This window comes from Agrobacterium genomosp. 13 str. CFBP 6927 (assembly GCA_900012615.1).
Taxonomy (GTDB): domain Bacteria; phylum Pseudomonadota; class Alphaproteobacteria; order Rhizobiales; family Rhizobiaceae; genus Agrobacterium.
The window spans coordinates 464,933-489,468 of sequence record LT009756.1; the positions used below are offsets into that span (position 1 = coordinate 464,933).

The following is a 24,536-nucleotide window of genomic DNA, read 5'->3' on the forward strand; positions in this document are numbered from 1 at the left end:
ATCACGGGTTGTGCTTTTCCTTGATGGAAGGATAGAGGGTCGGTCGGTCGGAAACGGCGGCGGGCCGAAGCCATCGGTCCCTGTCGAAAAAGCTACGTGTCACTTTCAGTCCCGGCGATTGTTCCGTCGCCAGCAAAATCACGTTCAGCCGATGCGGAGCGGTCGGCTCCGGCTTTACGGAAACGGAAATGCCGAAATGCTGTGCCTGATAGGGCTGCATCCTGCGCGCCGGCTCCAGCATGTTGGCCAAATCACCCCAGCGGGTTTGCCCGACGATCATGGTCAGCGCATCACCAAGCCGTGTCAGAATGACGGCTCCATCCGGTGTCTCGGGTGCAACCGCTTTCATCCTGATGGAGCGAACTTCGCCCGACGCTTCGCCCCTGATCTCCAGGAATAACGATGCCCGTTCGGCAATGTCTGCTGTGCTCCCGGCGGCAAGATCGGCCATGCATTCAAAATTGCGGATATTGACCGGGCTGGCGTGCCAGCCCTGCGGGTTTGAAAAACCCTCAGCGGTAAAGCGGTCGCAGAGATCCTTGCCGGAAAGCACGAAGTCGCGTGCAAATGATGCGCGCACGCCTGCCTGCTCGAATTTCAACAGGTGGGGCGGCAGATCGAGTTTTCTGGGAGCGGGCTTTTGCCGTTTGACGGGCTTTATCTTCTGCGGCGCTTCGGCGGAACTCGTCGCGGACGCCAGGTTGAGATAGGTCATCAGGCTTTTGAGGTGCTTTCCGTCATTGGCAAGCAGCACCGTCGCCAATATGGCGCAACAAACGGCCAGCACCGCAAATAGCAGCGCGCCATGGCTCACTCTCTTTTGCAAGCTTGCGTCCATTGCCGGACCTTAATGGCTGCCGGGGAGGGCGTCAGCCGGGTTTCAATATGGATTTTCGGGCAGTGGGTAACCCGGGAATTATATATTACGGGCGCAGGCCCTGAAAAAATATCATGCAATTCACCGCCGGAGTTTCCGGCGGTTCGGGATGTTATTCGGAGGTATTCCTGCCGGTATCCTGTCCGCCGGCGCTGCTTTCATCATCCGCGACGGGAATGGCGTAAGAGCCGTTCAGCCAGCGGGCAAGATCGAGCGAACGGCAGCGATCCGAACAGAAGGGATAGTCATCCCGGTTCGAGGGTCGCCCGCATTCCGGGCATGGCTGTGATTTCCGAAGCGGCGTGACATTTCCCACGCCTTCCTGGGATGGTTTTGCCATGGTCTATCCTTCGAGCCAGCCTGACGTCACCTCAAATCCTTCGCCGGTAAGAAGCGACATTGTCTCATAAAGCGGCAGGCCGACAACATTGGTATAGGAACCCGTCAATTTCTGGACGAACGAACCGGCAATCCCCTGGATACCGTAGGCGCCTGCCTTTCCACGCCATTGCCCGGAGGCAATATAGGCATCGATCTCGCGTGTGGAGAGGCGCTTGAAGCGCACCTTGGTTTCCGCCACCTTCTGGCGGATTTTGCCGCCGGGTGTCACAAGGCAGATGCCGGTATAGACCCAGTGGCTGCGTCCCGAGAGAAGATGCAGCGCCGCCGAGGCGTCTTCAGTATATTCTGCCTTGCCGACGATACGACGACCCACGGCCACGACGGTGTCGGAACCGAGAACATAGGCGTCTTTCCATGCCTGCTCGCTTTTCAGCGCCGCATGGGCCGCCTCGGCCTTCTGCTGCGACAGGCGACGGCACAGCGTTCGCGGATGCTCGAGCTTCGCGGGCGTTTCGTCGATGTCCATCGGCATCAGACGTGCCGGCTCGACGCCGATCTGATGCAGCAGTTCCAGACGCCGCGGCGAGCCGGATGCCAGAACGAGCTTTTGTTTTGAGTTGGTCATTGCGCTGCCCGGGCGTCCGATGCCGAAAACGGATTACTTGAAGCGGTAGGTGATGCGGCCCTTGGTCAGGTCGTAAGGTGTCATTTCGACCAGCACCTTGTCGCCCGCCAGAACACGAATACGGTTCTTGCGCATGCGGCCCGCGGTGTGGGCGATGATTTCGTGCTCATTCTCAAGCTTCACGCGGAATGTTGCGTTCGGCAGCAATTCGGTTACGATGCCCGGGAATTCAAGGACTTCTTCTTTTGTCATGTAAGGGTTTTCTTCCTGTTGATAGTGCCGGACATATCGAGTCCGGGAAAATTGCGCGGAAACTACACAATCCCGGCACATTTGTGAACCTCTAAAGCATCGGCTTGAAAATCGCGATTGATTTTAACAGGCCAAGGCAGTTTTCAGTCTTTTGAAAGCGTATCCGCCACCGGCTGCTGCCTTCTCGGCAGTCGTTCCGAGATCAGCTTTGCCAGATGGTCCCGTACCTCGCGATAGGCGTCGAGAATCTGCTCGCGCGTGCCGGTGATCACCGTCGGGTCCATGGTCGGCCAATAGACCACATCGAGCGAATTCGAGCGGGTCAGTTCCAGGGCTGCGTGGTGGGCTTCGGGTGTCAATGTAATGATCAGATCGAAAAAATCATCCTCGATCTCGTCTAGAGTGCGCGGCTTGTGCTTGCCGAGCGAAAAACCCTGTTCTTCCAGCACGGCATCCACGAAGGGGTCGCGCTCGCCCGCCCGCACGCCGGCGGACTGTATATAGATACCGGGCGCCACCAGCCGTTTGGCGATGACCTCGGCCATGGGGGAACGGATGGAGTTCATGCCGCACATGAAGAGAACCGATTTGGGCGCTCGTCCCTCATTTGGCGCTGCGGCAGGATCGCTCATCTCTAACCCCGCCAATAAAGCACGCAGACAAGGGTGAAGAGGCGGCGCGCCGTATCGAAGTCCACTTTGATCTTGCCGGAAAGCCGGTCCATCAGTGTCTGCGACCCGTCATTGTGAATACCCCGCCGGCCCATGTCGATCGCCTCGATCTGGCTGGGGGTGGAAGAGCGTATCGCCTCGTAATAGCTTTCGCAGATCAGGAAATAATCCTTGATGATGCGCCGGAACGGCGTCAGCGACAGGATATGGGTCGCGACATCCTTCTCGTCTTCGGTTCGGATCGAAAAAACCAGCTTGGCGTCGACCAGCGAGATATGCAGCCGGTATGGCCCGCCGACATGGCCAAGCGGCTCGAAGGTGTTTTCCTCGATCAGGTCGAAAATGGCGACGGCGCGTTCATGCTCCACGTCGGGCGTGGACCGGCCGATGCTGTCGTCCAGTACCACGTCGCAGAGCCGGAAATCGCCTGAAGCCATCGCTTAACTTTCCGGATTGAGGCGGATTGCGACGGAACGCGCATGCGCGTCCAGCCCCTCCGAACGGGCAAGGGTGATCGCCGCCGGTGCGAGCTGGCGCAGCTGCTCGGGGCCGAGGCGCAGGATCGAGGTGCGCTTGACGAAATCCAGCACCGAAAGGCCGGAGGAGAAGCGCGCCGAGCGTGCCGTCGGCAGAACGTGGTTGGAGCCGCCGACATAATCGCCGATCACCTCAGGCGTATGGCGTCCGACGAAGATCGCGCCTGCATTGCGGATGTGGGCCATCAGCGCATCCGGGTCATCGACGGCAAGTTCCAGATGCTCGGCGGCGATGCGGTTGGCCAGCGGAATGGCGTCGGTGAGCTTGTCGACCAGAATGATTGCGCCGAAATCAGCCCAGCTTGCCGCCGCCGTCTCGGAACGTGACAGACGCTTCAGCTGCCGCTCGACAGCGGCCTCAACCGCCTTGCCGAGTTCGGCATTGTCGGTGATCAGGATGGATTGCGCGCCGCGATCGTGCTCCGCCTGGGCGAGAAGATCAGCTGCCAGCCAGTCCGGATCATTGTCCCTGTCGGCAATGACGAGCACTTCGGAGGGGCCGGCGATCATGTCGATACCGACGGTGCCGAAGACCTGGCGCTTGGCGGCCGCCACATAGGCGTTACCTGGACCGACGATCTTCGCGACCGGCGCGATGCTTTCCGTGCCATAGGCAAGAGCTGCGACAGCCTGCGCGCCGCCGATGCGATAGATTTCCTCGACGCCCGCAATACGCGCCGCAGCCAGCACCGCCGGATTGACCGCGCCGCCATTTGCCGGCACGACCATGACGATGCGTTCCACACCGGCAACCTTGGCCGGCACGGCATTCATCAGCACCGAGCTTGGATAGCTGGCGGTGCCGCCGGGTACATAAAGGCCAACGGCTTCGATGGCGGTCCAGCGCGAGCCGAGACCCACGCCGATATCGTCCTCGTAGATGTCGTCCTTCGGCATCTGCCGTGCATGGTGTTTTTCGATACGCCGGGCTGCGAGTTCGAGGGCCTCGATGACGCTTGCATCGACGGCGGTAAAGGCCGCATCGATCTCATCCGCCGTCACCCGCATCGAGACCTTGGAAAAATCGATGCCGTCGAATTTCAGGGAGTAATGGGCAAGGGCCGCATCGCCGCGATGGCGGACATCGTTGATGATGTCGCGAACGGTCGCGTTGACGTCTTCGGAAACTTCTCTCTTGGTTGTCAGGAAGGCAGCGAATTTCTGTTCGAAATCAGCCGATGCCCGCTCCAGCCAGATTGCCACGCCATTACCCTTTCATTGTCCCCGCGGGCGATCCCGCAAGGTGCACGAACTTACCGCAGCAACAATTGCGGTTCTGGTATGTGGCATAAATCGAAACGGTGACGAAAGGCAACCGTTGCAGTGGTGTGGAGCGCTTATTCGCTATCGGGATGATGCGGTTTGGCGGCCGTTTCCCAGGCGCCGCTCACATCGGTCAGCTGCGCCTCGATGCATTCGACGTCAAGCGCGATTGCGCCGCCGCCCGAAAGCGTGAGCTCAACGGCTCCATCCGGCCCTTCGCCGTTCTGCACGAAACGGATGGCGAGAAGCGAAAGCACCTGTTCCTTGTCCTCGCGATTGATGCCGTGCGAGCGAACGGCGGAGACCCGCTTCAGGAAAACAACGCTGCGGCAGCGTTCCGGCGGCAGGGCCTTCTTGTTCGTGCTTTCCCAGACGAAACGATTGGCGGAAAGCGTGAATTGCCCGTGCTTCGGCTCGAAGGCGACATCCTTCAGCTTGAAGACGCTGTCCTGCATATGCGTCGAAATGACGGAGAGATCTTCATTATCCAGCGCGAGCAATTTCAGGCCGCTCATCGTTTTTTCCTTTTCCGCGGGCTATGGCCCGCAATGTCTATTTCTTGCTATTGAAATAGGCAGTCGCGGGCCGCTCTGCAACGGGTAGAAACGGATGAGCGGCGATGAAAGGATCAATCGCTGACGCGTTCGACCAGCGCACCGCAGCGGGTGAGCTTTTCTTCAAGACGTTCGAAGCCGCGATCGAGGTGGTAGACGCGCGAAACCATGGTCTCGCCTTCCGCCACCAGGCCGGCAATGACCAGCGACACCGAGGCGCGCAGATCGGTCGCCATGACAGGCGCACCCTTCAGGCGGGAAACACCTTCGATACGGGCCATCTGTCCGGAGAGCGAAATCTTCGCGCCGAGACGGGCCAGTTCCTGCACATGCATGAAGCGGTTTTCGAAGATCGTCTCGGTAATGTGGGAAACGCCCTGCGAGCGGGTCATCAGCGCCATGAACTGCGCCTGCAAATCGGTGGGGAAGCCGGGGAAGGGCTCGGTGACGATATCGACCGGCTGAATGCCGTTGCCGTTACGCACGACGCGCAGGCCCGTTTCCGTGTCGCTGATGCCAACACCCGCAAGCCGCAGCGTGTCGAGCGCGTTGTCGAGCAAGGATGCGTGCGTGCCTTCCAGCACCACGTCACCGCCGGCCATGGCAACCGCCATGGCATAGGTGCCGGTTTCGATACGATCAGGCAGAACCCGGTGGCGCGCACCCGAGAGCGAGGTAACGCCCTCGATAGTGATGGTAGAGGTGCCGGCGCCCTCGATCTTCGCGCCCATGGCGGTGAGGCACTGCGCCAGATCAACGACTTCCGGCTCGCGCGCGGCGTTGTGAATGACGGTGGTGCCTCTTGCAAGGCTCGCTGCCATCAGCATCACATGTGTTGCGCCGACGGATACTTTCGGGAAGGTGTAAACCGCGCCGATCAGGCCGCCCTTGGGGGCTGTCGCGTTGATGTAACCGCCGTCGATCTCCATCGTCGCACCCAGCGCCTCAAGACCCTCGATGAACAGGTCGACCGGGCGCGTGCCGATGGCGCAGCCGCCGGGCAGGGAAACGCGGGCGCGGCCTTCACGGGCCAGAAGCGGGCCGATGACCCAGAAGCTGGCGCGCATCTTGGAAACCAGCTCGTAAGGGGCGGTGGTGTCGACAATGGTGCGGCAGGTGAAATGCACGGTGCGGGAATAGGCTTCGCCCTGGCTCTCGCGGCGGCCATTGACGGAAATATCGACGCCATGATTGCCGAGGATGCGGATGAGCTGCTCCACATCGGCCAGATGCGGAACGTTTTCAAGCGTCAGCGTATCGCTTGTCAGAAGCGATGCGATCATCAAAGGCAAGGCGGCGTTTTTCGCGCCGGAGATGGGAATGATGCCGTTGAGCTTGTTGCCACCCGTAATTCTGATGCGATCCATGCGTCCCTACGGGCCTTCGCCCGCCTTTCTTTATCTGCCTTGCGGAAAGGCGCGTCCTTAGACGAGTTTCCGCGGCGTTTCAATTTTATGCTGATGAATTCTCTATGAGGATGATTCGTCCGTTTTTGCGGCAGGCAGGCCAATCGTGTCATCCGCATCGCCGGCACGGCGCGCACGAACCTGCTGTTTGCGCTTCATGAGGTTTTCGCGAAGCTTCTTCGCCGCCCGCGCCTTGCGTTCCGCCTCGCGCTGGCGCGCCTTCTCGCCGGGGCCAGCCTGCGCGTTGGCGTTTGCCGCCGGGGCGGACGGCTCCGCGGAAGCGCCGGGGGAAACCCCTGCCTTCGCCTGTTTGTCATGATGTTCGTTCATAAATTCAGCAATATCCGAAAAATACGTTTTTCAACAGGGGGCATGCTTTTTTGCGCCGCTTGATGAAGAATATCGTTTTGCGACTTGCGCTCATCAAAAACCTATGGCAATAGGCCGCCACGCTTGATGCTGAAGCAAACGCTTCGGCACCGGATGCTGCTATAGCTCAGGGGTAGAGCACTCCCTTGGTAAGGGAGAGGCCGAGAGTTCAAATCTCTCTAGCAGCACCATTTTCCCCCAATGTAATCAAATATTTACGCGCGAATTTAGCTGTCGTGGCCGATGCCATTTGCGGTATCTGCGCGCCCTTTTGCGCACGCCGTGCAGCTTTCGGCAAACGGGAAAACCGCGCCTCTTGCGAAGCGCGGTTTCCATATCCGAATATTCTGTTGCTGCCAGAGCGGGACGAAACCGCCCGTAGCCAACGGGCGCCGCTTACTGGCGGAATAGCGACAGGATATTTTCGGAGCTGGTATTGGCGATGGAGAGCGACTGGATTGCCAGCTGCTGCTGTGTCTGGAGAGCCTTGAGTTTGGTGGACTCTTCGTTCATGTCCGCATCGACGAGGCGGCCGATGCCCTTGTCGATGGAGTCGGTCAGCTTCGAGACGAAATCTTCCTGCAGGTCCAGGCGCATCTTGATGGAACCGAGATCGGCACTCGCGCTGATGACCGATTCCAGCTGGGTATTGACGAACTGGATCATGTTGTCGAGACCGTCATTTTCAGTCAGTGCCTGACCGCTGGCATTCGTCAATCCGCCGAGATGTTTGGTAATGTCGAGGTCGATCAGCGAGTAGTTAAGCTTCTGGGCCATCTGCGAATCCGCGGCGGCGGTCTCGAGATAGATATTATTGTTGGACGAGCCGCCCGTTCCGATTGTGGTGACGGTGGTGCCGGCGGCGGGCGCAGTATTGTTGGCCTTGACATAAAGGGCTTCGCCAGCGGCGTTTTCACCGATCTTGAAGTAGGTGCCGTTATCTTTCGCGGCGGTTGCTGCGGCAACGGTAACAAGGCCGGTCGTTGCGTCGGCAGCTGAAACCGTTGTTGTCGAGCCCGACGGGAAGGCCAGAAGCTGAGCCTCTGTAAATACCTTTGCAGTGTGGAGCGTGGTTGTGGAAACGCCTGCGGTTGTCGTCGTAATCTCGAACTGCTTCAGGACGCCGGTGTCGGAATAATAAGCGGCGCTGTCGAGAATGCCGTTCTTCGTCGTACCCGTCGAGGTGTCGAAAAGCGCCGTCTTGTTGTCGACCTGAATATCGATGGTCTTGACCGCAACATTGCCTGCGCCATCGCGGATAAAGGAGCCGACGACCTGTTTGGTGATTGGTGTGAGATTGCCGGTGGCGTCGCTGATCTTGCCCTTCAGCCAGTTTTCGCCGGAGAAGGAGGCGGATTCGCCGATGCTCTTCAGCTGATCCTGAAGCTGGCTGATTTCTTCCTGGATTTTCGCCTTGTCGACGCCGGCTTCGCGGGCCGCAACCAGCTTCTTGCTGATTTCCTTGACGACATCGACTGTGGTTTCCATGGCCGAATAAGCGGTGTCGACCTTTGCTGCGCCGAGGCCGAGGGCGTCCTGAACGGCGGAAAGCGCACCATTGTCAGAGCGCATGGTGGTCGCAATCGACCAATAGGCGGCGTTGTCGGAGGCGGTCTTGACACGCAGGCCGGAGGAAACACGCGATTGCGTTTCTTCCATGCTGCTGCCGATGGCGCGAAGGGTCTGCAGGGCGGCCATTGCCGCGACGTTCGTCAAAATGCTGGTCATAATTATTTGCCCCTTGATTGGCTGAAATGAAAAGGGACATTCCGGATTGCCGCCGGGAACGATCGCGCGGCTTGATGCCTGTTAACCTCTTTTTCGTCTTGGTTAACCAATCGTTTCGATGACTAGGTTTTAGGCGGCAAATGGTTAACAAAGCCTAAATCAACGGAACGAGAAATTAAGGAACGATAATTTTTCTTAACGATAATGAAAAAAGCCGCGCTTGGAGCGCGGCTTTTCAGTCTTGAAAGGCTTTTTCCGATTAACGGAAGAGCGACAGGATGTTCTGCGAGTCGCTGTTTGCGATCGAGAGCGACTGGATTGCCAGCTGCTGCTGCGTCTGCAGGGCCTTCAGCTTGGTGGACTCTTCGTTCATCTCGGCGTCGACGAGGCGGCCGATACCGCTGTCGATCGAGTCGGACAGCTTGGAAACGAAGTTTTCCTGCAGCTTGAGGCGGGAAGACACGGCACCCAGTCCTGCGGCTGCGCTTGTTGCGCCTTCGAGCTGGTTATCGACATGCGAGATCAGCTGGTCGAGAACGTCTTCGCTGGTTGCGGTCGCACCCAGGTTGAAAGCGGTCTTCATGGCGTCAAGCTTGGTGATGTCCAGGTTGAGAACCGATGTACCGGAAGCATATACGGCTGCGGTCGTCGTCAGTGCAGCGGGAACAGCGGCATTGAGAGTTGCACCAGTGGCGTCAGTTGTCTGGAGCCACTTGTTTTCGCCAACCTGCTTGTAGAAGTCCGTGCCATCGCTCCAGACGCCGTTTGCGCCTTCGGAGAAGGTCGCGCCGAGCGTCGTCGTTGCGGTGCGGAACGTACCATCGGTCCATTTTGCGACGTCGGCGCGCAGTGCGTCCGCGTCGAGAATGCCCTGCTTGTTGCCGCTGACGTCGACGAGAACGTTCGAGCCGTCGAGAGTGACGTCGATGGACTGAACCTTGACGTTGCCGTCAGAGCTACGGGTAAAGGAACCGACGATCTGCTTGTTGACGGAAACGCCGGTTGCCAGGTCGCCGGCCGTTGCGGCGGTTTTACCGATAACGCCCTTGAGCCAGTTTTCACCGGAGAAGGAAGCCGAGTCGGTGATGGACTTCAGCTGATCCTGAAGCTGCGTGATTTCTTCCTGGATCTTGGCGCGGTCTACACCTGCTTCGCGCGAAGCGACCAGCTTGTTCTTGATTTCCTTGATGACGTCGATCGAGGATTCAAGGCCGGCATAAGCCGTATCAACCTTGGCGGCGCCGAGGCCGAGAGCGTCCTGAACTGCGGAAAGAGCGCCGTTGTCCGAACGCATGGTGGTCGCGATCGACCAGTAAGCGGCGTTGTCGGAAGCCTGGCCAACGCGGAGGCCGGACGAAACACGGTCCTGAGTGGCTTCCATGTTCTGGCCGATAGAGCGCAGCGTCTGGAGAGCAGACATAGCTGCGATGTTGGTAAGAATGCTAGTCATGATAGATTTGCCCCTTGAATGGCTGATTAAAGAAGGGACATTCCGGTCTCACCGGGAACGGCGCACAGCATCATGCCTGCTAACCGGCTGATTTTTAAAGGTTAGCTCACCGTTTCGATGGCCTTAGCTAATCCCGCTTTGGTTAATGAAGCCCTAAGCTGGCAGCAAAATCGCACATCTTTTGATTTAATTTTTCAACCATCGCGCGCACGCGCGCGTAAAGCAAAGACCTTAAAAAACAGATAAGGCCGCATCCTTTTTAAAAAGATGCGGCCTTTGTCTGTATGGTTGGCTCAGCCTCCGACCATTTTTTCCTATCGTACCAGATGCCCGGTCAGCCCCCGCACACCTGGTCTCGATATTGGATCCCCCAGCCCCTTAAGGGCTATGAGATGCCGTCTCTTAACGGAAGAGCGACAGGATGTTCTGCGAGTCGCTGTTTGCGATCGAGAGCGACTGGATTGCCAGCTGCTGCTGCGTCTGCAGGGCCTTCAGCTTGGTGGATTCTTCGTTCATGTCGGCGTCGACGAGGCGGCCGATACCGCTTTCGAGCGAGTCAGACAGCTTGGAAACGAAGTTCTGCTGCATATCCAGTCGCGAAGATACGGCGCCCAGCTTTGCGGCTGCGCTTGTCGCTGCTTCGAGCTGGCCATCAACATGCGAGATCAGCTGGTCGAGAACGTCTTCGCTGGTTGCGGTCGCACCCAGGCCGAAATCGGTCTTCATGGTGTCGAGCTTGGTGAGATCCAGGTTGAGAACCGATGTGCCGGAAGCATAGACGGCTGCGGTCGTCGTCAGTGCAGCGGGAACAGCTGCATTGAGAGTTGCACCAGTGGCGTCAGTTGTCTGGAGCCACTTGTTTTCGCCAACCTGCTTGTAGAAGTCCGTGCCATCGCTCCAGACGCCGTTTGAGCCTTCGGAGAAGGTCGCGCCGAGCGTCGTCGTTGCGGTGCGGAACGTACCATCGGTCCATTTTGCAACGTTTGCCTTCAGGGCGTCGGCATCGAGGATACCCTGCTTGTTGCCGCTGACATCGACGAGAACGTTCGAGCCGTCGAGAGTGACGTCGATGGACTGAACCTTGACGTTGCCCTCAGAGCTACGGGTAAAGGAACCGACGATCTGCTTGTCGATGGAAACGCCGGTTGCCAGGTCGCCGGCCGTTGCGGCGGCTTTGCCGATAACGCCCTTGAGCCAGTTTTCACCGGAGAAGGAAGCCGAGTCGGTGATGGACTTCAGCTGATCCTGGAGCTGCGTGATTTCTTCCTGGATCTTGGACTTGTCAGCCGTCGATTCCTGGGCAGTGATGAGCTTGTTCTTGATTTCCTTGATGACGTTGATCGAGGATTCAAGACCGGAAGAGGCGGTGTCGACCTTGGCGGCGCCGAGGCCCATCGCGTCCTGTACGGAAGACAGAGCTGCATTGTCCGAACGCATGGTGGTCGCGATCGACCAGTAAGCAGCGTTGTCGGAGGCAGAGCTTACGCGCTGACCCGTCGAGATACGGCTCTGCGTGTCTTCCATGCTGGAAGAGATCGAACGCAGCGTCTGAAGAGCGGACATTGCGTTAATGTTGGTGAGAATGCTTGCCATAGTAAATGTGTCCCTTGTTTACGAGATACTGGAGTGGGGACATTCCGGACTTTGTATTACCGGTCGCAACGTTTCGGCTTCATGCCACTCGGTTCAGAAATGCTTAGTTTCGGAAACCAAACCCGTTGTGTGTGTGGGAAATCTCGCAGCGAAAAATTGCCCAATGATTAATTTGAACGTTAAGAAATACTGGAAAATACTTATAGTTAGTTTTGGATTTATATTATTGGTGAGTTTTCAATTTAAAAATATAGTTACCAAGTCATCAGTAAAGCTGGTAACTAAAGCGTTAAAACGCAAAAACCCCGCAGCCTTGGGCATGCGGGGTTAAAGAACAGGGTTAAGCGGTGTCAGTTCGGCACAGATTGCCGTTAGTTGAACGATCTGACGAGGCTGCCGACAAGCAGGTTCCAGCCGTCGATCAGCACGAAAAACAGGATCTTGAACGGCAGCGAAATGGAGGTGGGCGGCAGCATCATCATGCCCATCGCCATGGTAATGGTGGCGACGATCAGATCGATGACCAGGAACGGCAGGATGATCAGGAAACCGATCTCGAAACCGCGCCGGATTTCCGACAGCATGAAGGCAGGAACCAGCACGCGGTAGTCGACGACATTGTTGGTCATCACTTCCTGTCCGCGCTCGCGGGCGATATCGACGAAGAGCTTCAGATCCTTGTCACGCGTATTGGCGTTCATGAAGGTGCGGAAGGGTTCGGCGATGCGCTCTACGGCCTGCTGTTCGTTGATCTGGTTCTGCAAAAGCGGCTGCACGCCGTCCGTCCAGGCTTTGTCGAAGGTCGGCGACATGACGTAGAAGGTCATGAACATCGCCATCGACAGCAGGATCATGTTGGACGGGGTCGATGCAAGCCCCATGCCTGAGCGCAGGATCGAAAAGGCGATCACGAAGCGCGGAAAGCTCGTGACCATGATCAGAATGCCGGGCGCGACGGAGAGAACCGTCAGAAGACCGAAGGTACGGATGATCCATGCCGCGACGGATCCGTCTATCTGCGTATTGAACAGATCGGACGGAAATTGCTGGGCATTGGCAAGGCCCGGCAAGGCGAGGAGGACGGCGATGGTAACAAGAAATCGAATCATTCGATGACAAAGGTCCGGAACATGACCTTGGATACGCGCCCTTGAGAGCGCAGGTCAACTCGTTCCTGAATGTCATCCTTAAGATATTGAAAGCCACGCGGCCCTTCCAGCTGCTGAAGGGAGACGGTGCGGACATAGGCCATGATATCCTGATGGATATCCTCGGCGAGACCCACTTCCACCGGCCCCTTGAACATCAGCGCCACTTCAAGCCGCACCCAGTTCGTCGCAGGGTAGGCGAGGTTGGTGGTGATGGGGTCGAGCTGGACGATGCCGTTCGCCTCGGCGGAAATTTTTTCGATGCCTTCGGCGTCTTTGCCACCCTTTTCACCGGCAGCTTCCGGCGCTTTCGCGGCCGTCTCGGCGCCGGCGATCCTGGGGGCGATCATACCGCCCACAAGCCAGCCGCCGCCTGCGCCGAGCAATGTGAGGATAGCAACGCCGGCGATGGTCATGACCAGCGGGGAGGACTTTTTCTTGCTCTCAGCCTGTTCGTTTTCCATGGATCAGTCTCGTTCCCGCATGCCGGCGTCAGAGGGGCGAGAACAGGTCGACGACCTGCTGACCGACCGGCGGTTGCTGCACTTCCGTCAGACGGCCGCGACCGCCATAGGAGATGCGTGCTTCGGCGATGCGCTCGTAGGAGATCATGTTCTGCGCATCGACATCCTGCGGCCTGACGATACCGCCGACATTGAGGATGCGGATTTCGTGGTTGACGCGCACTTCCTGCGAACCGCTGATGATGAGGTTGCCGTTTTCGAGAATGCCGGTCACCACGGCGGCCACGAGGAGTGTCAGCTTTTCAGAACGCTTGGTCTTGCCCTTGGCCTGGGTGTCGGTATCGGAACCGTAATTGATGCTGGAATCGGCCTTCGGGTTCCAGCCAAGGATCTCCGCATTGGCCTTCCAGTTCAGGCCGCTGGAATTCGTGCGGTTACGCTCCGTTTCATTGTCGAAATCGGCCTTGTCGTTGATCTGGATGTTGACGGTCAGGATGTCGCCGATATTCAGCGCGCGCAGATCCTTGAACAGTGCTCCCTGGCTGTCGCTCCACAGCGAATAGCCGCTGGCCATATGTTTCGGCTGCTTGGGATACATGCCCATCTGCGGCGTCTGGCTGAATTGCAGGCCGCTGCCGATCGGGCTCATCGCGGGCGCATTGCCGATTTCCTTCAGGGTCTGGTTGTTCTGGCAGCCGGCCAGCAGAGCGAGCGGCAGGAGGAGGGCCGGAAGACGACGCGTGCTCATGAAGGATCCTTCGAAGTGTTTTTGTCAGTTGCCTGCGACATGATGCCGGCGACGGTTGCGGCTTTCTGCGCATCCATTTCGCTGAGGATGAGACCGGATTGGCGCGGCGGCAGCTGCATGATGATGGCGGCGGCAATCTCCACATGCATCTTTTCAAGCTGCGGTGCGGCGGCGTCCGGCTTCATCGTCTTGTAGACATCGACGAGATTGGCTTTCGCCTGAGCGAGGAAATGCTCGCGGCGGGCCAGCCAGTCCTCATATTCCGCCTTGCGGTCTTCCAGCACGGAGATGCGCTCGTTGACGTCGGCCTGAAGCTTTTCAAGCTCCTGCTTCTGCATCAGGTAACGCTGGTCGCGGGCGGCATCGGCAATGTTGGTGCAGAATTTCTGGATTTCATCCTGCGTACTGAGTTCCGACACCACGTTCTGCTGGCTTTCCGCGCCGGCGGCCGGCAGCAGGAATAGCAGCGATGCCACCGCTGCGAAGCGGGCAAGGCCATTCGAGAAATGGTTTTTCTTCAGACTTTTCATCATTGCAGCACAAGCTCCGCCTGAAGGGCGCCGGCGGATTTGATGCCTTGCAGAATGGCAATGATGCCATCCGCCTTGAGCCCGATGCTGTTGAGACCGGCAACCAGCGTGCGAAGGTCAGGGCCTTCGACGATGGCGACCTTGCTGCCTTCCTGCATTGCCATGATATCCGTCTGCGGCTGCACGGCCGTCTGGCCACGCGAGAATGGCGCCGGCTGGATGACCTGCGGCGATTCGGTCACCTGCACGGTCAGCGTTCCATAGCTTACGGCGACGCGGGAGATGCGCACATCCGCACCGATGACGATCGTGCCCGTACGCTCGTTGATCACGACCTTTGCCGGCGTGTCCGTCTCGACCGTCAGGTTCTCGATTTCCGCCATCAGGCGGGTCAGATCGGCGGTGCGGGGCTTCTGCACCGCGATTTCCTGCGAATCGCGCGGCTCGGCGATCGGATCGCCGTAGCGGGCGCGCGCAAAGGCGTTGACGACATCGGCGACCCTGACCGCGGTCGAAAAATCGGGATTGCGCAGCTGAAGGACGAGATTGACCGAATCCTTGAACTTGGACGGCAGCTCACGCTCGATGATCGCGCCGTTCGGCACGCGTGCGGAGGTCGTCACGCCCTGCGTCAGCGTCGCAGCGTCGCCCTGGGCCGAAAAGCCGTTGACGATCAGCGCACCCTGCGCGACCGCATAGATCTGCCCGTCAGCACCGGAGAGCGAGGTCATGATGAGTGTTCCGCCGCGCAGCGAGTTTGCGTCGCCCAGCGAACTGACCGTCACGTCGACGCGGCTGCCGGGGCTGGCGAAGGGCGGCAGATTGGCCGTCACCATCACCGCGGCGATGTTCTTGGCGTTTGACTGGCCGCCCTGCGTGGTGATGCCGAGATTCTGCAGCATCGCGCGCATGGATTGCTCCGTAAACGGCGAGGACCGCAGGCTGTCGCCCGTGCCCTGCAAACCGACGACGAGACCATATCCGATCAGCTGGTTGTCCCGTCCGGCCTGCAGCGATGCGATATCCTTGATGCGGGACGTATCGGCATGGGCTGCGGGCATGGAAAGGAACGGCTGGGCTGAAAACAGAATGGCCGCGGCTATGATACGAAGCACTCTCATTTCGCCATCACCTGAATGGTTCCGTCCTTCATGACCGTGCCACTGACCATCACGCCGGAATCGATGTTGCGCACGCGCACGACCTCGCCGAGCGATCCATCGGTCATCGGCGTTCCCGAAGCCATCAGCGTCATGTTGCCGATGGTGAAGACGAGCTTGACGCTGGTGCCGCGCACGACGAGCGAGGGTTCGCGCAGGGCCGCGACGGGAATGGTGCGGCCGGGAAGCAGGGTCTGCTTGGAGATCATGCCTTCGACTTCGCTGATGTCGCTGGCATAGCCCGAGGAAATATTGGGGTTGGTCACTTCCACCGGCTTCACCTGTTCGGGCGTGATCGTCTCGCCCGGATAGATGGTACGTGTGGGAACCAGCGCCATCGGCGCCTGGGCCAGAGCCGGCATCGATGCGGGCGCAAAAACCCCCAGTGAAAAGGCAGACGCCAGGCACATACGGACGAGCGCCGTTCTGTAGCTGCTATTGTTCCGGCCAAACCTCATGTTCGCCTGCCTTTCCGTTCTTACTTCAGGTTCTTGCTGACAATCGAAGCCATTTCGTCAGCGGTGGTGATGACCTTGGAATTCATCTCATAGGCGCGTTGCGCCGTGATCAGGTCGGTGATTTCCTTGACGGCGTCGACGTTCGAGCCTTCGAGGTAGGATTGCTTGATGTAGCCGTAGCTCGGATCGTCAGGCACGCCGATGACCGCGTCGCCGGAAGCCGGCGTCTGGGCAAAGAGGTTGTCGCCGAGTGGCTTCAGACCCGCTTCGTTGGCGAAGTTGGCGATGGTGAGCTGGCCGAGTTCGGTGAATTCAGCGGCATTGCCGATACGGGCCGTCACCTGACCCGTGCGGGTAACGGTGATGTCCTGCGCGTCGGTCGGGATATTGATGTTGGGAATGACGTTATAGCCATCGACCGTCACGAGATTGCCATCGGCATTCTTGTTGAAGGCGCCGGCGCGGCTGTAGAGCGTCGAACCGTCGGCCGCCTCGATCTGGAACCAGCCCTGTCCGATGATCGCCACGTCAAGCTTGTTGCCGGTCTCGATCAGGTTGCCCTGGGTGTGGATGTTGCGCACGGCCGAAGTCTGCACGCCGAGGCCGATATTGGCGCCTTCCGGCACGATCGCCTGGTTGGCGCGGTTCGGCACGCCCTGCATGCGCTCGGTCTGGTAGAGCAGATCGGTGAACTCCGCACGCGCGCGCTTGTAGCCGGTGGTGTTGATGTTGGCGATGTTGTTGGCGATGACTTCCAGATTGGTCTGCTGGGCGTCCATACCGGTGGCAGCGATGGCAAGAGCTCTCATGTCAATATTCCTGCTGGGCTAGATCTGCATCTTGGTAATGTCGAGATAGGCCGACACGATCTTGTCGCGCAGCGCGATGGCGGTCTGCAGCGACTGCTCGGCCGAAAGCACGGCATCGACCACTTCGCGCGTATTCGCCTTGCCCTGAATGCCTTCGAAGGAGGCAACTTCGGCTTTCTTCAGGTTGTTCATCGCATCGATCGATACGTTGCCGAGAACGCTTGCGAAGCTTGCACCCGTCTGCTGGGCGGGCGTCGTCTGCTGGCTGCCGAAAACGCTTTCCGTCAGCGAGGAAACGCCGCTTGCGCCGCGCGCGAGCGAAAGGGAGCTGAGTTGCTTGATGCCGTCGATCATTGCGATGCCTTCAGAAGGTCGATGGTGGAAGCGACGAGGTCGCGTGTCTGGCGGATGACCTGAAGATTGGCGTCGTAGCTGCGGTTGGCTTCGCGCATGTCTGCCATTTCGATCAGGATGTTGACGTTCGGCATCTTCACCATGCCGTTGGTGTCGGCGGCCGGGTTGCCGGGGTCGTATTCGTTGACGAAGTCACCCCGGTCGACGCCGAGCTTCTTCACCGTCACGCGTTCCACGCCGCTGGCGCGGTCGAGCTCCGAGCCGAAGGTGACAGTCTTGCGGCGATAGGGGTCGGCGCCCGGGGTGTCGCCGGTCGATCTGGCGTTGGCGATGTTTTCGGACACGATGCGCAGTCGTGTGGACTGCACTTCCAGGCCGCTGCCCGCGATCTTGCTCGCCGCACTCAAGGGATCCATGGCTTACCTCTTTACCGTCATCAGCATCATGCGATGGAAGGATTTGACGAGATTGGCGTTCAGGTCGTACTGCCGCTTGATCTCGCCGGTCTTGGTCATTTCTTCCGCAAGCGCGACCGAATTGCCCGATTCCTGCATGCCGATCTCGTTATTGACCGGGTTGTCGCGCAGAGCGATGTTTTCGCTAAGGGCGCTTGCCCCGAAATGGGCGGGATGGGTTTTCGCCATGCCGACCTGCTGGTCGGTGGCCTGCATCACGGCTTCAAAAGGGCTGACATCCTTGGCGCGGAACTTCGGTGTGTTGGCGTTGGCGATGTTGGTCGCCACGACTTCCTGCCGCACGCTCAGCCATTCCGCTTGGCGGGATGCCAGATCGAACAGTTGAATCGGTTGCATAGACTTCTCCATCTCGTATGGCCCGAACCTACGGCGCTAATCTTGCGTCAGACTTGCGGGGAGGGCGAAGATGCGGAGAAGGGAGAATGTGATCTCCCGGGCTGTCGTGGAAACAAAAAAAGCGCGCCGGCAGATGCGGCGCGCCTTGAGTATCAAAACCTCTCCGTCATGCCGGACTAAATCCGGCATCCAGCCCGGTGTGCGGATGCTGAATCATTGCCAAATCTGACAGCAATACGGGCTGAATGATTTGACTACTTCTCGGGATGATAGGTCTTCCCGGAAGAGGTCTCTATCAGCCATTGGCCACCGCGCTGCTCGATCTTCGTCAGGCGCGCATTGTCGGGCAATGTGGAGCCGACCCGCACCACATACATGCCCGATCCGTCTTCGATCAATGCGCGGCCGTTGGAAACATGCAGCAGGCGGAAGGAGGTCTGGCCGGGGAAGGGCTGGTCTTCAAGCCCGGCTGCAAGGTCGTTCTGTTTTTCCTTGCCGTTTCCGCTGACGGTCGCCGTTGTCAGCATATCCGGCAATTCCGCCGGTGGCGGCATGTCTTCCTTGTTGCGGTTGGTCATGGCCATGGGCGAAACACTGAAGACTTCACGCGGGCCGGTATGGGGCAGGTCGCGCGTGCGATCGCCGCCTGCCACCTTTATTCCGAACTTGTCCTCGTTGAAGAACACATACCACGGAAAGAAGGCCGCAGCGGCGGCAAGCCCTATTCCCGTCCACGCCAGAATACGGTCGAGCGTGAAAAAAGGAGGCTGCGGCCGCGCATCCCCGACATCGCCATTGTCGATCTGATTCTTTTTCACGGATCAGCCTCTCATTCTCGGGTTTACCTGCGGCTGATTATTTTGCACTCCGCCACGCAGCGCAGTCGCCAGATCGGCATAGGCGTCCTGCGCCGCCGGTTCGTTCGGAAGCTGTTTCAGCGTTTCATAGATGATCGGAACCTGCTTTACCGCCATGTCGAGATCGGGGTCGGTCCCTGGACGATAGCCGCCGATCAGCCGCAGATCCCGCGTTTCCTCAAAGCGGTGCACCAGCGCCTTGAGGCGCGAGACCAGCTTTTCCTGATCCGGCGTCCAGGCCTTCTTGGCCAGACGCGAGATCGAAGCGAGCGGATTGATCGGCGGATAGCGGCCTTCTTCGGCGAGGCTGCGATCCAGCACGATATGGCCGTCGAGAATACCGCGGGTCGAATCGGCAATCGGATCGTTGTGGTTGTCGCCGTCGACCAGAATGGAGACGATGGCGGTGATGGTGCCGGTGCCTTCGGCGCCGGGTCCGGCCCGCTCGAGAAGGCGCGGCAATTCGGTAAAGACCGAGGCTGGGTAACCGCGCGCCACTGGCGGCTCGCCCGAAGCGACCGCCACTTCTCGGATCGCATGGGCGAAACGGGTGACGCTGTCGATGATAAGAAGGACGTTGTCGCCCTGGTCGCGGAAATGTTCGGCGATGGTGACGGCGGAAAGCGGGGCCATCTTGCGCAGCATCGGGCTTTCATCGCTGGTTGCGACGACGGCGATGGATTTGCCCATGTTTTCGCCCATCGTGTCTTCGATGAATTCCCGTACTTCGCGGCCGCGCTCGCCCACCAGCCCGATGACGACCTTGTCGAAGGCGTCGGCCTTAGCGAGCATCGACAGCAGCGTGGATTTACCCACACCCGAACCGGCGAAAATGCCGAGGCGCTGACCGAGGCACAGGGGCGAGAATATATCGATCGCCCGCACGCCGGTTTTAAAGGGCGTTTCCACGCGCTTGCGCGTCATCGAAGGCGGCGCGTTGTTGGAAATCGAACGACGCTCGGTGCCAGAAGCAAGCGGGCCTTTACCGTCGATGGGTTCGCCAAGCGCATTGATGGTGCGCCCGCACCAGCTGTCGTCAGGCGCGACGCGGAAGGCGCCCTTGCGAATGACGGTGTCGTGGATGCCGATCGGTTCGCCCGGTTCGATCGGGCAGACATAGCAGATGTCCGGTTCCACGCGCACCACTTCGCCGAGATGAATGCCGGTCGCGCTGCGATGGGCGACGAATTCGCCAAGCCTCACATGCCGTGAAAGGCCGGAAACCGTATAGTGTCCGGCGGCGATGGTGCGGACATGACCGCCCGGCGACACGGAAAACTCCGGATCGGCATAGTGCCCGGCAAGGCTTGCCAGCTGGGCGAGCTTCGGAGAGATCGCGTGGGCCGAGAGCATGGATTCCGGCATTGTCATCACTCAGTTCCTCAACGCGCGCCGCCAAGCGTCTTGATCCCCTCACCGAAGGTGGATTCGGTGTCGCGCATCAGTGAGGAAATGCTTTCGAAGGCCCTGTTGACCTGAATGAGCTGCGTCATCTGTGAAATGCCGTTGACGTTCGATTCTTCCAGATAACCCTGAACAACGCCGACCTCGTGGTTGTTGACGACCGGTGTCGGCTGGGCCACGGGCTTCACACCGCTATTGGGATGGCGCAGGAAGCCTTGCGAGAAATCCGCCTGGAAGATGCCGAGCGTGGCGACGATGTTTTCGTTCTGCCTGATGGCGCCGTCGAGACCGACGGTGATCGGGCCGCCATTCGCATTGAGCTGGATGGGACCGCCGCCCGCGTCGAGCACAGGATAACCGTTCGAGGAGATGAGCGCGCCGTCCGGGCGCATGGTGAAGCGGCCGTCGCGTGTCAGGATCTGGCCATCGGGCGTATCCAGCGAGAACCAGGCATCGCCCTTGATGGCGAAATCGAAGGAATTGCCGGTCTGTTCGAAAGCGCCCTGACGGGTGGAGAGGTAGTCGTTGCCCTGCGATACGAAAGCCACCTTGGCATTCATGTCATTGTGGTTCTTGGCGACCATTTCGTCGAATTTCACTTCGGAGCCGCGGAAGCCGACCGTGTTCACATTCGCCATATTGTCGGAAATGGTGGTGAGACGGCGCTCCAGCGCGATCTGCGAGGACAGGGCGACGTATAGTCCGGATTGCATATCATTTGCCTCCGAGTTTCAGGGAGTTGATGGAGATCAGCAGGTCAGGGGAAATGCCGTAGCCGCTGGAGGAGCCGAAAACGGCAAGGGGATCGTAGGTCGTCGAGGGATTTTGCATTTCCCACATGATGGTGAAACGCTCGAGCAGCTTGCCGACCTTTTCAGGATCCTGCAGATCCTTGATATTGATGGTTTTTTCGATGAGAGCGGCCTGTTTCTCGACATCTGCTGCCGCAAATTCGTCGGGCAGGTTGTAGGCCGTGCGGAACACCTGCGCGAGCGCGTCGTCTGCCAGAAAGTCGAGGCCCGATTTGATATTCGGCGCCATGCGCTCGAAATAAAGGGCAAGACGGACGCCGTTATTGTCGTCACCCGCCTCCTGTTCAAGGGTCTGGCGTGTGTATTTGCTGATGACGCCGGACTGCGCCGCCTCAGTTGCGGTCGTGGCTGCCCCGAAGCTCACAAAGTCCAGCGATTTTGCAAGATCGGCATAACGACTATCGGAAAGCTTGTTGGCGAAGGCGTCCTTGCTGGTTGTGCCTTCCGCCAGCACCTTGCGGATGAAGGCTTTCGCGTAGGCCATGTCCTCGAGGCCGTGGGCTTTCAGCGCATAATTATAGAGACGGGTATCTGCCATGAAATCGTCGATGGATTTTACATCGCCGATTTTCGACCGGTAATATTCGGTCTCGCGCGCCACGTCGGGCTGCTTCGACACGCGCTCGAGCGACTTGCCGATGTCATGACTGATCAGTCTGTAGCTGGTGTAGGTGGAAGTCACTGAACCGCCGCTCTCGTTTGATCCCGATCTCAAGGCGCACGTCCGCCTTTGCCGGCATAGTGCCGCAGCTTGCTTGTGCGAAACTGGCTGATGGGGAAGCGAGCAGGAGGCCTCGCGGACAGGTTCACGCAAGCCACATTTTCTAGAGATGGCGGCATGGAACACTGTTCGGGCGTGGTCGATCAATGAATATTGTAATTGGACTTATAATCACCTTCGGCTGCATCATCGGCGGCTACATGGCGATGGGCGGCCATCTGGACGTGCTGGTTCAGCCGTTCGAATTGTTGATTATCGGTGGCGCCGGCCTCGGCGGCTTCATCATGGCGAACCCGATGAAGGTCGTGAAGGACTCGGGCAAGGCGCTCGGCGAGGCCTTCAAACATTCGGTGCCCAAGGAGCGAAACTATCTCGACGTGCTCGGCGTGCTTTATTCGCTGATGCGCGACCTGCGCACGAAGTCGCGCAACGAGATCGAGGCCCATATCGACAATCCGGAAGAATCCTCGATCTTCCAGAGCGCACCTTCGGTCCTGAAGAACAAGGAACTGACCTCGTTCATCTGCGACTACGTCCGCCTGATCATCATCGGCAACGCCCGCAGCCATGAAATCGAAGCGTTGATGGATGAGGAAATCGAAACCATCCTGACCGACAAGCTGAAGCCCTACCACGCGATCACCACCATGGGCGATTCCTTCCCCGCCATCGGTATCGTCGCGGCGGTTCTCGGTGTCATCAAGGCCATGGGCAAGATCAACGAATCGCCGGAAGTTCTGGGCGGCCTGATCGGCGCCGCACTCGTCGGCACCATGCTCGGCATCATCCTGTCCTATTCGATCTGCAATCCGCTCGCGTCGCAGGTCAAGATCGTCCGCACCAAGCAGCACCGCCTCTACATCATCGTCAAGCAGACGCTGATCGCCTACATGAACGGCTCGGTGCCGCAGGTCGCGCTCGAATACGGCCGCAAGACCATCTCCAACTATGAGCGGCCGTCCATCGACGCCGTCGAGCAGGAGATGATGAACCCCGGCGGCGAAAACAAGGCGGCATGACGATGGCTAAAGCTGCACCCCAAAGAGCCCCCGCCATCGATACTGCCCTGCTCGCGAAACTCACGGGAGGGCTTTCCGACCGCAGGACGATCGCCAAGATCGGTTCCGATATCGGCCATCTCTACAGCGAATTCCTGCCGGACATCTTTCACAGCGAGACCGGCATTGCGATAGAGGTCGAATATCTCGGTTCCGAATCGGGGTTGATGACCGATCTCATCGCCAATGTCGGACAGAATGTCGCCGTCGCCGATTGTTCGCTGCGCAACTGGTGCCCCAATTTCATGATGGCTGTCGGCAACGGCTTCGTCATCGCGCTCATGGAGCGCATGCTGGGTGCGGCCCCTGACAGCATCGGCGAGCCTGATGAGCGCAGCCTGTCCCATATCGAACTCGACCTTGCGGCCATGGTTCTCGGACGCATCGCGGGTGTCCTGCGCTCGGGCGTCAATGCACCTGGTGGTTTCGAGGCGACCATCGATCCGCCCTTCAACGCCAATGGAAAAAGCGCCTTCGACGAAATGATCGCCGGCCTCTATGGCGTGACCATTCGCATGAAGATCAATATCGGCAAGGTCGCGTCGGAATTTTCTCTCATCGTTCCGCAGCGGCCCCTGCTCAAGACATCCATCGTCGCTCCCAAGGCTTCAGCCCAGGCGCTGAAGAAGCAGGAAGAATGGATGGATATGATTTCGCAGCAGGTGAAAAGATCGCAGGTAACGCTCGAGGCGCGCATCAAGCTCGAAACGCTGACCCTGCGGACGATCTCCAGGCTGGTGGCCGGCGACGTCATTCCGTTTCAGGATCTGAAGCAGGACGATATCGGCGTCGAGGTCAGTGCCAACGGCTCCAAACTCTATAATTGCGAATTCGGCAAGTCCGGCGACCGCTACATGGTTCGGGTAAAGAACAATGTCAGCACGGACGACGAGATTCTGCGACATTTGATGGGTTAAATCCTGCCCCGGCCTTTTGGGGTTTTGGGCAGGTTGACGCAAGTTTCAAAGGGAATAATCAGCGCATGGCTACGAAGAAAACACCTGTGACCGATGATGCGGTACTGCCGTCGCTTGAAGACAGCGGCGACATCGACCAGGCTATCGGCGATCTGCGCGGCGTCCTCAAGACGGATGCGGAAGGTTCGCTATCCGATTTTGGTGACTTCGGCGATTTCGGAAGCGCGGACGATGCTTCCGCAGACAGCGATCTTTCCGCCTTCGGTGGCGGGTCGACCGATTTTGCGATGGATGATTTTGCCGCCGCCCCGCAGGTTGCGGGCGTCAAGGCGCCGCTTGGCAGCGGATTGTCCGACAATATGGACCTGATCATGGATATCCCGATCGATGTCCAGATCGTTCTCGGCACCAGCCGGATGCTGGTTTCGGGTCTGATGAGCCTCGAGGAAGGTGCGACGATCGCGCTAGACCGCAAGATCGGCGAACCGGTTGAAATCATGGTGAATGGCCGCCGTATTGCGCGCGGTGAAATAACGGTACTTGAAGACGACGATACGCGCTTCGGCGTAAAATTGATTGAAGTAATGAGTACGAGAAAAGCCTGATCCCTGTGGGGAC

At 59.0% G+C, this 24,536-nt stretch carries 30 protein-coding genes and 1 tRNA gene; 4 read left to right on the plus strand and 27 right to left on the minus strand.

Translation table 11 applies throughout. The features are described from left to right. Nucleotide 1: 1 nt before the first annotated feature. The 10 genes from AGR13A_RS02305 to AGR13A_RS02350 all read right to left on the minus strand — a co-directional run bounded on the left by AGR13A_RS02305 (nt 2) and on the right by AGR13A_RS02350 (nt 6,856). Nucleotides 2-838 (minus strand): DUF6030 family protein, encoded by an 837-nt coding sequence (locus AGR13A_RS02305; protein ID WP_080833458.1) that lies wholly within the window; start codon nt 836-838, stop codon nt 2-4. Nucleotides 839-989: 151 nt separating this feature from the next. Beyond that, the gene (gene yacG, locus AGR13A_RS02310) at nt 990-1,217 is read right to left on the minus strand and encodes a DNA gyrase inhibitor YacG (protein ID WP_035227836.1); all 228 of its coding nucleotides are present in this window, start codon (nt 1,215-1,217) and stop codon (nt 990-992) included. A 3-nt stretch (nt 1,218-1,220) separates the two neighbouring features. Beyond that, nucleotides 1,221-1,844, minus strand: a complete 624-nt coding sequence (locus AGR13A_RS02315) for a Maf-like protein (protein ID WP_035227833.1) — start codon at nt 1,842-1,844, stop codon at nt 1,221-1,223. A gap of 33 nt (nt 1,845-1,877) precedes the next feature. After that, complete coding sequence (gene infA / locus AGR13A_RS02320; protein ID WP_004432473.1) at nt 1,878-2,096, minus strand: translation initiation factor IF-1; 219 nt, start codon at nt 2,094-2,096, stop codon at nt 1,878-1,880. 143 nt (nt 2,097-2,239) lie between these two features. Next, nucleotides 2,240-2,728 (minus strand): arsenate-mycothiol transferase ArsC, encoded by a 489-nt coding sequence (locus AGR13A_RS02325; protein ID WP_003493816.1) that lies wholly within the window; start codon nt 2,726-2,728, stop codon nt 2,240-2,242. Nucleotides 2,729-2,730: 2 nt separating this feature from the next. Beyond that, on the minus strand, nt 2,731-3,204 hold the full coding sequence (locus AGR13A_RS02330) for a UPF0262 family protein (protein ID WP_035227831.1): 474 nt from the start codon (nt 3,202-3,204) through the stop codon (nt 2,731-2,733). A 3-nt stretch (nt 3,205-3,207) separates the two neighbouring features. Next, a complete protein-coding gene (gene hisD / locus AGR13A_RS02335; protein ID WP_080833460.1) occupies nt 3,208-4,506 on the minus strand; it encodes a histidinol dehydrogenase in 1,299 nt (432 codons plus the stop codon). A gap of 134 nt (nt 4,507-4,640) precedes the next feature. Further along, the gene (locus AGR13A_RS02340) at nt 4,641-5,081 is read right to left on the minus strand and encodes a DUF2948 family protein (protein WP_080833462.1); all 441 of its coding nucleotides are present in this window, start codon (nt 5,079-5,081) and stop codon (nt 4,641-4,643) included. 113 nt (nt 5,082-5,194) lie between these two features. Further along, nucleotides 5,195-6,487 carry a UDP-N-acetylglucosamine 1-carboxyvinyltransferase gene (gene murA / locus AGR13A_RS02345; RefSeq protein WP_035227826.1) on the minus strand — a complete coding sequence of 431 codons (1,293 nt, stop codon included), beginning with the start codon at nt 6,485-6,487 and terminating at the stop codon, nt 5,195-5,197. A 102-nt stretch (nt 6,488-6,589) separates the two neighbouring features. Next, complete coding sequence (locus AGR13A_RS02350; protein WP_035227825.1) at nt 6,590-6,856, minus strand: hypothetical protein; 267 nt, start codon at nt 6,854-6,856, stop codon at nt 6,590-6,592. Nucleotides 6,857-7,011: 155 nt separating this feature from the next. Here AGR13A_RS02350 and AGR13A_RS02355 point away from each other — a divergent pair. Further along, nucleotides 7,012-7,086: transfer RNA gene (locus tag AGR13A_RS02355), tRNA-Thr, on the plus strand. 205 nt (nt 7,087-7,291) lie between these two features. On the opposite strand, the gene AGR13A_RS02360 is transcribed toward AGR13A_RS02355, so the two are convergent. The 17 genes from AGR13A_RS02360 to AGR13A_RS02440 form a co-directional block, all read right to left on the minus strand. Beyond that, entirely contained in the window at nt 7,292-8,623 is a 1,332-nt protein-coding gene (locus AGR13A_RS02360; RefSeq protein ID WP_080833463.1) for a flagellin N-terminal helical domain-containing protein, read from the minus strand. 259 nt (nt 8,624-8,882) lie between these two features. Then, nucleotides 8,883-10,073, minus strand: coding sequence for a flagellin N-terminal helical domain-containing protein (locus AGR13A_RS02365; protein WP_080833465.1), 1,191 nt, complete (start codon nt 10,071-10,073; stop codon nt 8,883-8,885). A 402-nt stretch (nt 10,074-10,475) separates the two neighbouring features. Next, complete coding sequence (locus AGR13A_RS02370) at nt 10,476-11,666, minus strand: flagellin N-terminal helical domain-containing protein (protein WP_080833466.1); 1,191 nt, start codon at nt 11,664-11,666, stop codon at nt 10,476-10,478. Nucleotides 11,667-12,037: 371 nt separating this feature from the next. Next, the gene (gene fliP, locus AGR13A_RS02375) at nt 12,038-12,775 is read right to left on the minus strand and encodes a flagellar type III secretion system pore protein FliP (protein WP_003493833.1); all 738 of its coding nucleotides are present in this window, start codon (nt 12,773-12,775) and stop codon (nt 12,038-12,040) included. Then, on the minus strand, nt 12,772-13,278 hold the full coding sequence (locus AGR13A_RS02380; RefSeq protein WP_080833469.1) for a flagellar basal body-associated FliL family protein: 507 nt from the start codon (nt 13,276-13,278) through the stop codon (nt 12,772-12,774). Before AGR13A_RS02380 ends, fliP begins: the two co-directional genes overlap by 4 nt. 28 nt (nt 13,279-13,306) lie before the next feature. Next, the gene (flgH, locus tag AGR13A_RS02385) at nt 13,307-14,026 is read right to left on the minus strand and encodes a flagellar basal body L-ring protein FlgH (protein WP_080833471.1); all 720 of its coding nucleotides are present in this window, start codon (nt 14,024-14,026) and stop codon (nt 13,307-13,309) included. Continuing rightward, nucleotides 14,023-14,559, minus strand: a complete 537-nt coding sequence (locus AGR13A_RS02390) for a MotE family protein (protein WP_080833473.1) — start codon at nt 14,557-14,559, stop codon at nt 14,023-14,025. The genes flgH and AGR13A_RS02390 overlap by 4 nt, the downstream gene beginning before the upstream one ends. Continuing rightward, nucleotides 14,556-15,617 (minus strand): flagellar basal body P-ring protein FlgI, encoded by a 1,062-nt coding sequence (locus AGR13A_RS02395; RefSeq protein WP_237681190.1) that lies wholly within the window; start codon nt 15,615-15,617, stop codon nt 14,556-14,558. Before AGR13A_RS02395 ends, AGR13A_RS02390 begins: the two co-directional genes overlap by 4 nt. A 56-nt stretch (nt 15,618-15,673) precedes the next feature. Beyond that, nucleotides 15,674-16,174 (minus strand): flagellar basal body P-ring formation chaperone FlgA, encoded by a 501-nt coding sequence (gene flgA, locus AGR13A_RS02400; RefSeq protein WP_080723312.1) that lies wholly within the window; start codon nt 16,172-16,174, stop codon nt 15,674-15,676. Nucleotides 16,175-16,194: 20 nt separating this feature from the next. Next, nucleotides 16,195-16,983 (minus strand): flagellar basal-body rod protein FlgG, encoded by a 789-nt coding sequence (gene flgG, locus AGR13A_RS02405; protein ID WP_080826137.1) that lies wholly within the window; start codon nt 16,981-16,983, stop codon nt 16,195-16,197. Between the two features lie 18 nt (nt 16,984-17,001). Beyond that, nucleotides 17,002-17,337, minus strand: a complete 336-nt coding sequence (locus AGR13A_RS02410; RefSeq protein ID WP_080833478.1) for a flagellar hook-basal body complex protein FliE — start codon at nt 17,335-17,337, stop codon at nt 17,002-17,004. Further along, the gene (gene flgC, locus AGR13A_RS02415; RefSeq protein WP_035227740.1) at nt 17,334-17,753 is read right to left on the minus strand and encodes a flagellar basal body rod protein FlgC; all 420 of its coding nucleotides are present in this window, start codon (nt 17,751-17,753) and stop codon (nt 17,334-17,336) included. Before flgC ends, AGR13A_RS02410 begins: the two co-directional genes overlap by 4 nt. Before the next feature lie 3 nt (nt 17,754-17,756). Further along, nucleotides 17,757-18,149: a flagellar basal body rod protein FlgB gene (gene flgB / locus AGR13A_RS02420; protein ID WP_003493850.1), complete on the minus strand. Its 393-nt coding sequence runs from the start codon at nt 18,147-18,149 to the stop codon at nt 17,757-17,759. Nucleotides 18,150-18,403: 254 nt separating this feature from the next. Continuing rightward, nucleotides 18,404-18,967, minus strand: coding sequence for a hypothetical protein (locus tag AGR13A_RS02425; protein ID WP_139786006.1), 564 nt, complete (start codon nt 18,965-18,967; stop codon nt 18,404-18,406). A 3-nt stretch (nt 18,968-18,970) separates the two neighbouring features. Beyond that, on the minus strand, nt 18,971-20,377 hold the full coding sequence (gene fliI, locus AGR13A_RS02430; RefSeq protein WP_035227735.1) for a flagellar protein export ATPase FliI: 1,407 nt from the start codon (nt 20,375-20,377) through the stop codon (nt 18,971-18,973). A gap of 11 nt (nt 20,378-20,388) precedes the next feature. Next, nucleotides 20,389-21,123, minus strand: coding sequence for a flagellar basal-body rod protein FlgF (gene flgF, locus AGR13A_RS02435; protein ID WP_035227734.1), 735 nt, complete (start codon nt 21,121-21,123; stop codon nt 20,389-20,391). 1 nt (nt 21,124) lies between these two features. Continuing rightward, nucleotides 21,125-21,904, minus strand: coding sequence for a DUF1217 domain-containing protein (locus AGR13A_RS02440; RefSeq protein ID WP_139786060.1), 780 nt, complete (start codon nt 21,902-21,904; stop codon nt 21,125-21,127). A gap of 185 nt (nt 21,905-22,089) precedes the next feature. Between AGR13A_RS02440 and motA the strand changes: the two genes are divergently transcribed. From motA to fliN, 3 genes are all read left to right on the plus strand, one after another. Further along, nucleotides 22,090-22,962, plus strand: a complete 873-nt coding sequence (gene motA, locus AGR13A_RS02445; protein WP_035227730.1) for a flagellar motor stator protein MotA — start codon at nt 22,090-22,092, stop codon at nt 22,960-22,962. Next, nucleotides 22,959-23,918 carry a FliM/FliN family flagellar motor switch protein gene (locus tag AGR13A_RS02450; protein WP_167377379.1) on the plus strand — a complete coding sequence of 320 codons (960 nt, stop codon included), beginning with the start codon at nt 22,959-22,961 and terminating at the stop codon, nt 23,916-23,918. The genes motA and AGR13A_RS02450 overlap by 4 nt, the downstream gene beginning before the upstream one ends. A gap of 65 nt (nt 23,919-23,983) precedes the next feature. Continuing rightward, nucleotides 23,984-24,523, plus strand: coding sequence for a flagellar motor switch protein FliN (gene fliN / locus AGR13A_RS02455; RefSeq protein WP_035227726.1), 540 nt, complete (start codon nt 23,984-23,986; stop codon nt 24,521-24,523). Nucleotides 24,524-24,536: the final 13 nt, after the last annotated feature.

What these genes read in the sequence shown, in the direction of transcription:
- AGR13A_RS02365 (WP_080833465.1), bottom strand. Translation starts at nt 10,073, where the DNA reads ATGACTAGCATTCTTACCAACATCGCAGCTATGTCTGCTCTCCAGACG.
- AGR13A_RS02380 (WP_080833469.1), bottom strand. Translation starts at nt 13,278, where the DNA reads ATGGAAAACGAACAGGCTGAGAGCAAGAAAAAGTCCTCCCCGCTGGTC.
- flgC (WP_035227740.1), bottom strand. Translation starts at nt 17,753, where the DNA reads ATGGATCCCTTGAGTGCGGCGAGCAAGATCGCGGGCAGCGGCCTGGAA.
- AGR13A_RS02340 (WP_080833462.1), bottom strand. Translation starts at nt 5,081, where the DNA reads ATGAGCGGCCTGAAATTGCTCGCGCTGGATAATGAAGATCTCTCCGTC.
- motA (WP_035227730.1), top strand. Translation starts at nt 22,090, where the DNA reads ATGAATATTGTAATTGGACTTATAATCACCTTCGGCTGCATCATCGGC.
- flgG (WP_080826137.1), bottom strand. Translation starts at nt 16,983, where the DNA reads ATGAGAGCTCTTGCCATCGCTGCCACCGGTATGGACGCCCAGCAGACC.
- yacG (WP_035227836.1), bottom strand. Translation starts at nt 1,217, where the DNA reads ATGGCAAAACCATCCCAGGAAGGCGTGGGAAATGTCACGCCGCTTCGG.
- flgA (WP_080723312.1), bottom strand. Translation starts at nt 16,174, where the DNA reads ATGAGGTTTGGCCGGAACAATAGCAGCTACAGAACGGCGCTCGTCCGT.
- AGR13A_RS02330 (WP_035227831.1), bottom strand. Translation starts at nt 3,204, where the DNA reads ATGGCTTCAGGCGATTTCCGGCTCTGCGACGTGGTACTGGACGACAGC.
- AGR13A_RS02360 (WP_080833463.1), bottom strand. Translation starts at nt 8,623, where the DNA reads ATGACCAGCATTTTGACGAACGTCGCGGCAATGGCCGCCCTGCAGACC.
- AGR13A_RS02350 (WP_035227825.1), bottom strand. Translation starts at nt 6,856, where the DNA reads ATGAACGAACATCATGACAAACAGGCGAAGGCAGGGGTTTCCCCCGGC.
- AGR13A_RS02370 (WP_080833466.1), bottom strand. Translation starts at nt 11,666, where the DNA reads ATGGCAAGCATTCTCACCAACATTAACGCAATGTCCGCTCTTCAGACG.
- fliN (WP_035227726.1), top strand. Translation starts at nt 23,984, where the DNA reads ATGGCTACGAAGAAAACACCTGTGACCGATGATGCGGTACTGCCGTCG.
- fliP (WP_003493833.1), bottom strand. Translation starts at nt 12,775, where the DNA reads ATGATTCGATTTCTTGTTACCATCGCCGTCCTCCTCGCCTTGCCGGGC.
- AGR13A_RS02390 (WP_080833473.1), bottom strand. Translation starts at nt 14,559, where the DNA reads ATGATGAAAAGTCTGAAGAAAAACCATTTCTCGAATGGCCTTGCCCGC.
- AGR13A_RS02305 (WP_080833458.1), bottom strand. Translation starts at nt 838, where the DNA reads ATGGACGCAAGCTTGCAAAAGAGAGTGAGCCATGGCGCGCTGCTATTT.
- fliI (WP_035227735.1), bottom strand. Translation starts at nt 20,377, where the DNA reads ATGACAATGCCGGAATCCATGCTCTCGGCCCACGCGATCTCTCCGAAG.
- flgH (WP_080833471.1), bottom strand. Translation starts at nt 14,026, where the DNA reads ATGAGCACGCGTCGTCTTCCGGCCCTCCTCCTGCCGCTCGCTCTGCTG.
- flgF (WP_035227734.1), bottom strand. Translation starts at nt 21,123, where the DNA reads ATGCAATCCGGACTATACGTCGCCCTGTCCTCGCAGATCGCGCTGGAG.
- AGR13A_RS02315 (WP_035227833.1), bottom strand. Translation starts at nt 1,844, where the DNA reads ATGACCAACTCAAAACAAAAGCTCGTTCTGGCATCCGGCTCGCCGCGG.
- infA (WP_004432473.1), bottom strand. Translation starts at nt 2,096, where the DNA reads ATGACAAAAGAAGAAGTCCTTGAATTCCCGGGCATCGTAACCGAATTG.
- AGR13A_RS02395 (WP_237681190.1), bottom strand. Translation starts at nt 15,617, where the DNA reads ATGCCCGCAGCCCATGCCGATACGTCCCGCATCAAGGATATCGCATCG.
- AGR13A_RS02410 (WP_080833478.1), bottom strand. Translation starts at nt 17,337, where the DNA reads ATGATCGACGGCATCAAGCAACTCAGCTCCCTTTCGCTCGCGCGCGGC.
- AGR13A_RS02450 (WP_167377379.1), top strand. Translation starts at nt 22,959, where the DNA reads ATGACGATGGCTAAAGCTGCACCCCAAAGAGCCCCCGCCATCGATACT.
- AGR13A_RS02325 (WP_003493816.1), bottom strand. Translation starts at nt 2,728, where the DNA reads ATGAGCGATCCTGCCGCAGCGCCAAATGAGGGACGAGCGCCCAAATCG.
- murA (WP_035227826.1), bottom strand. Translation starts at nt 6,487, where the DNA reads ATGGATCGCATCAGAATTACGGGTGGCAACAAGCTCAACGGCATCATT.
- flgB (WP_003493850.1), bottom strand. Translation starts at nt 18,149, where the DNA reads ATGCAACCGATTCAACTGTTCGATCTGGCATCCCGCCAAGCGGAATGG.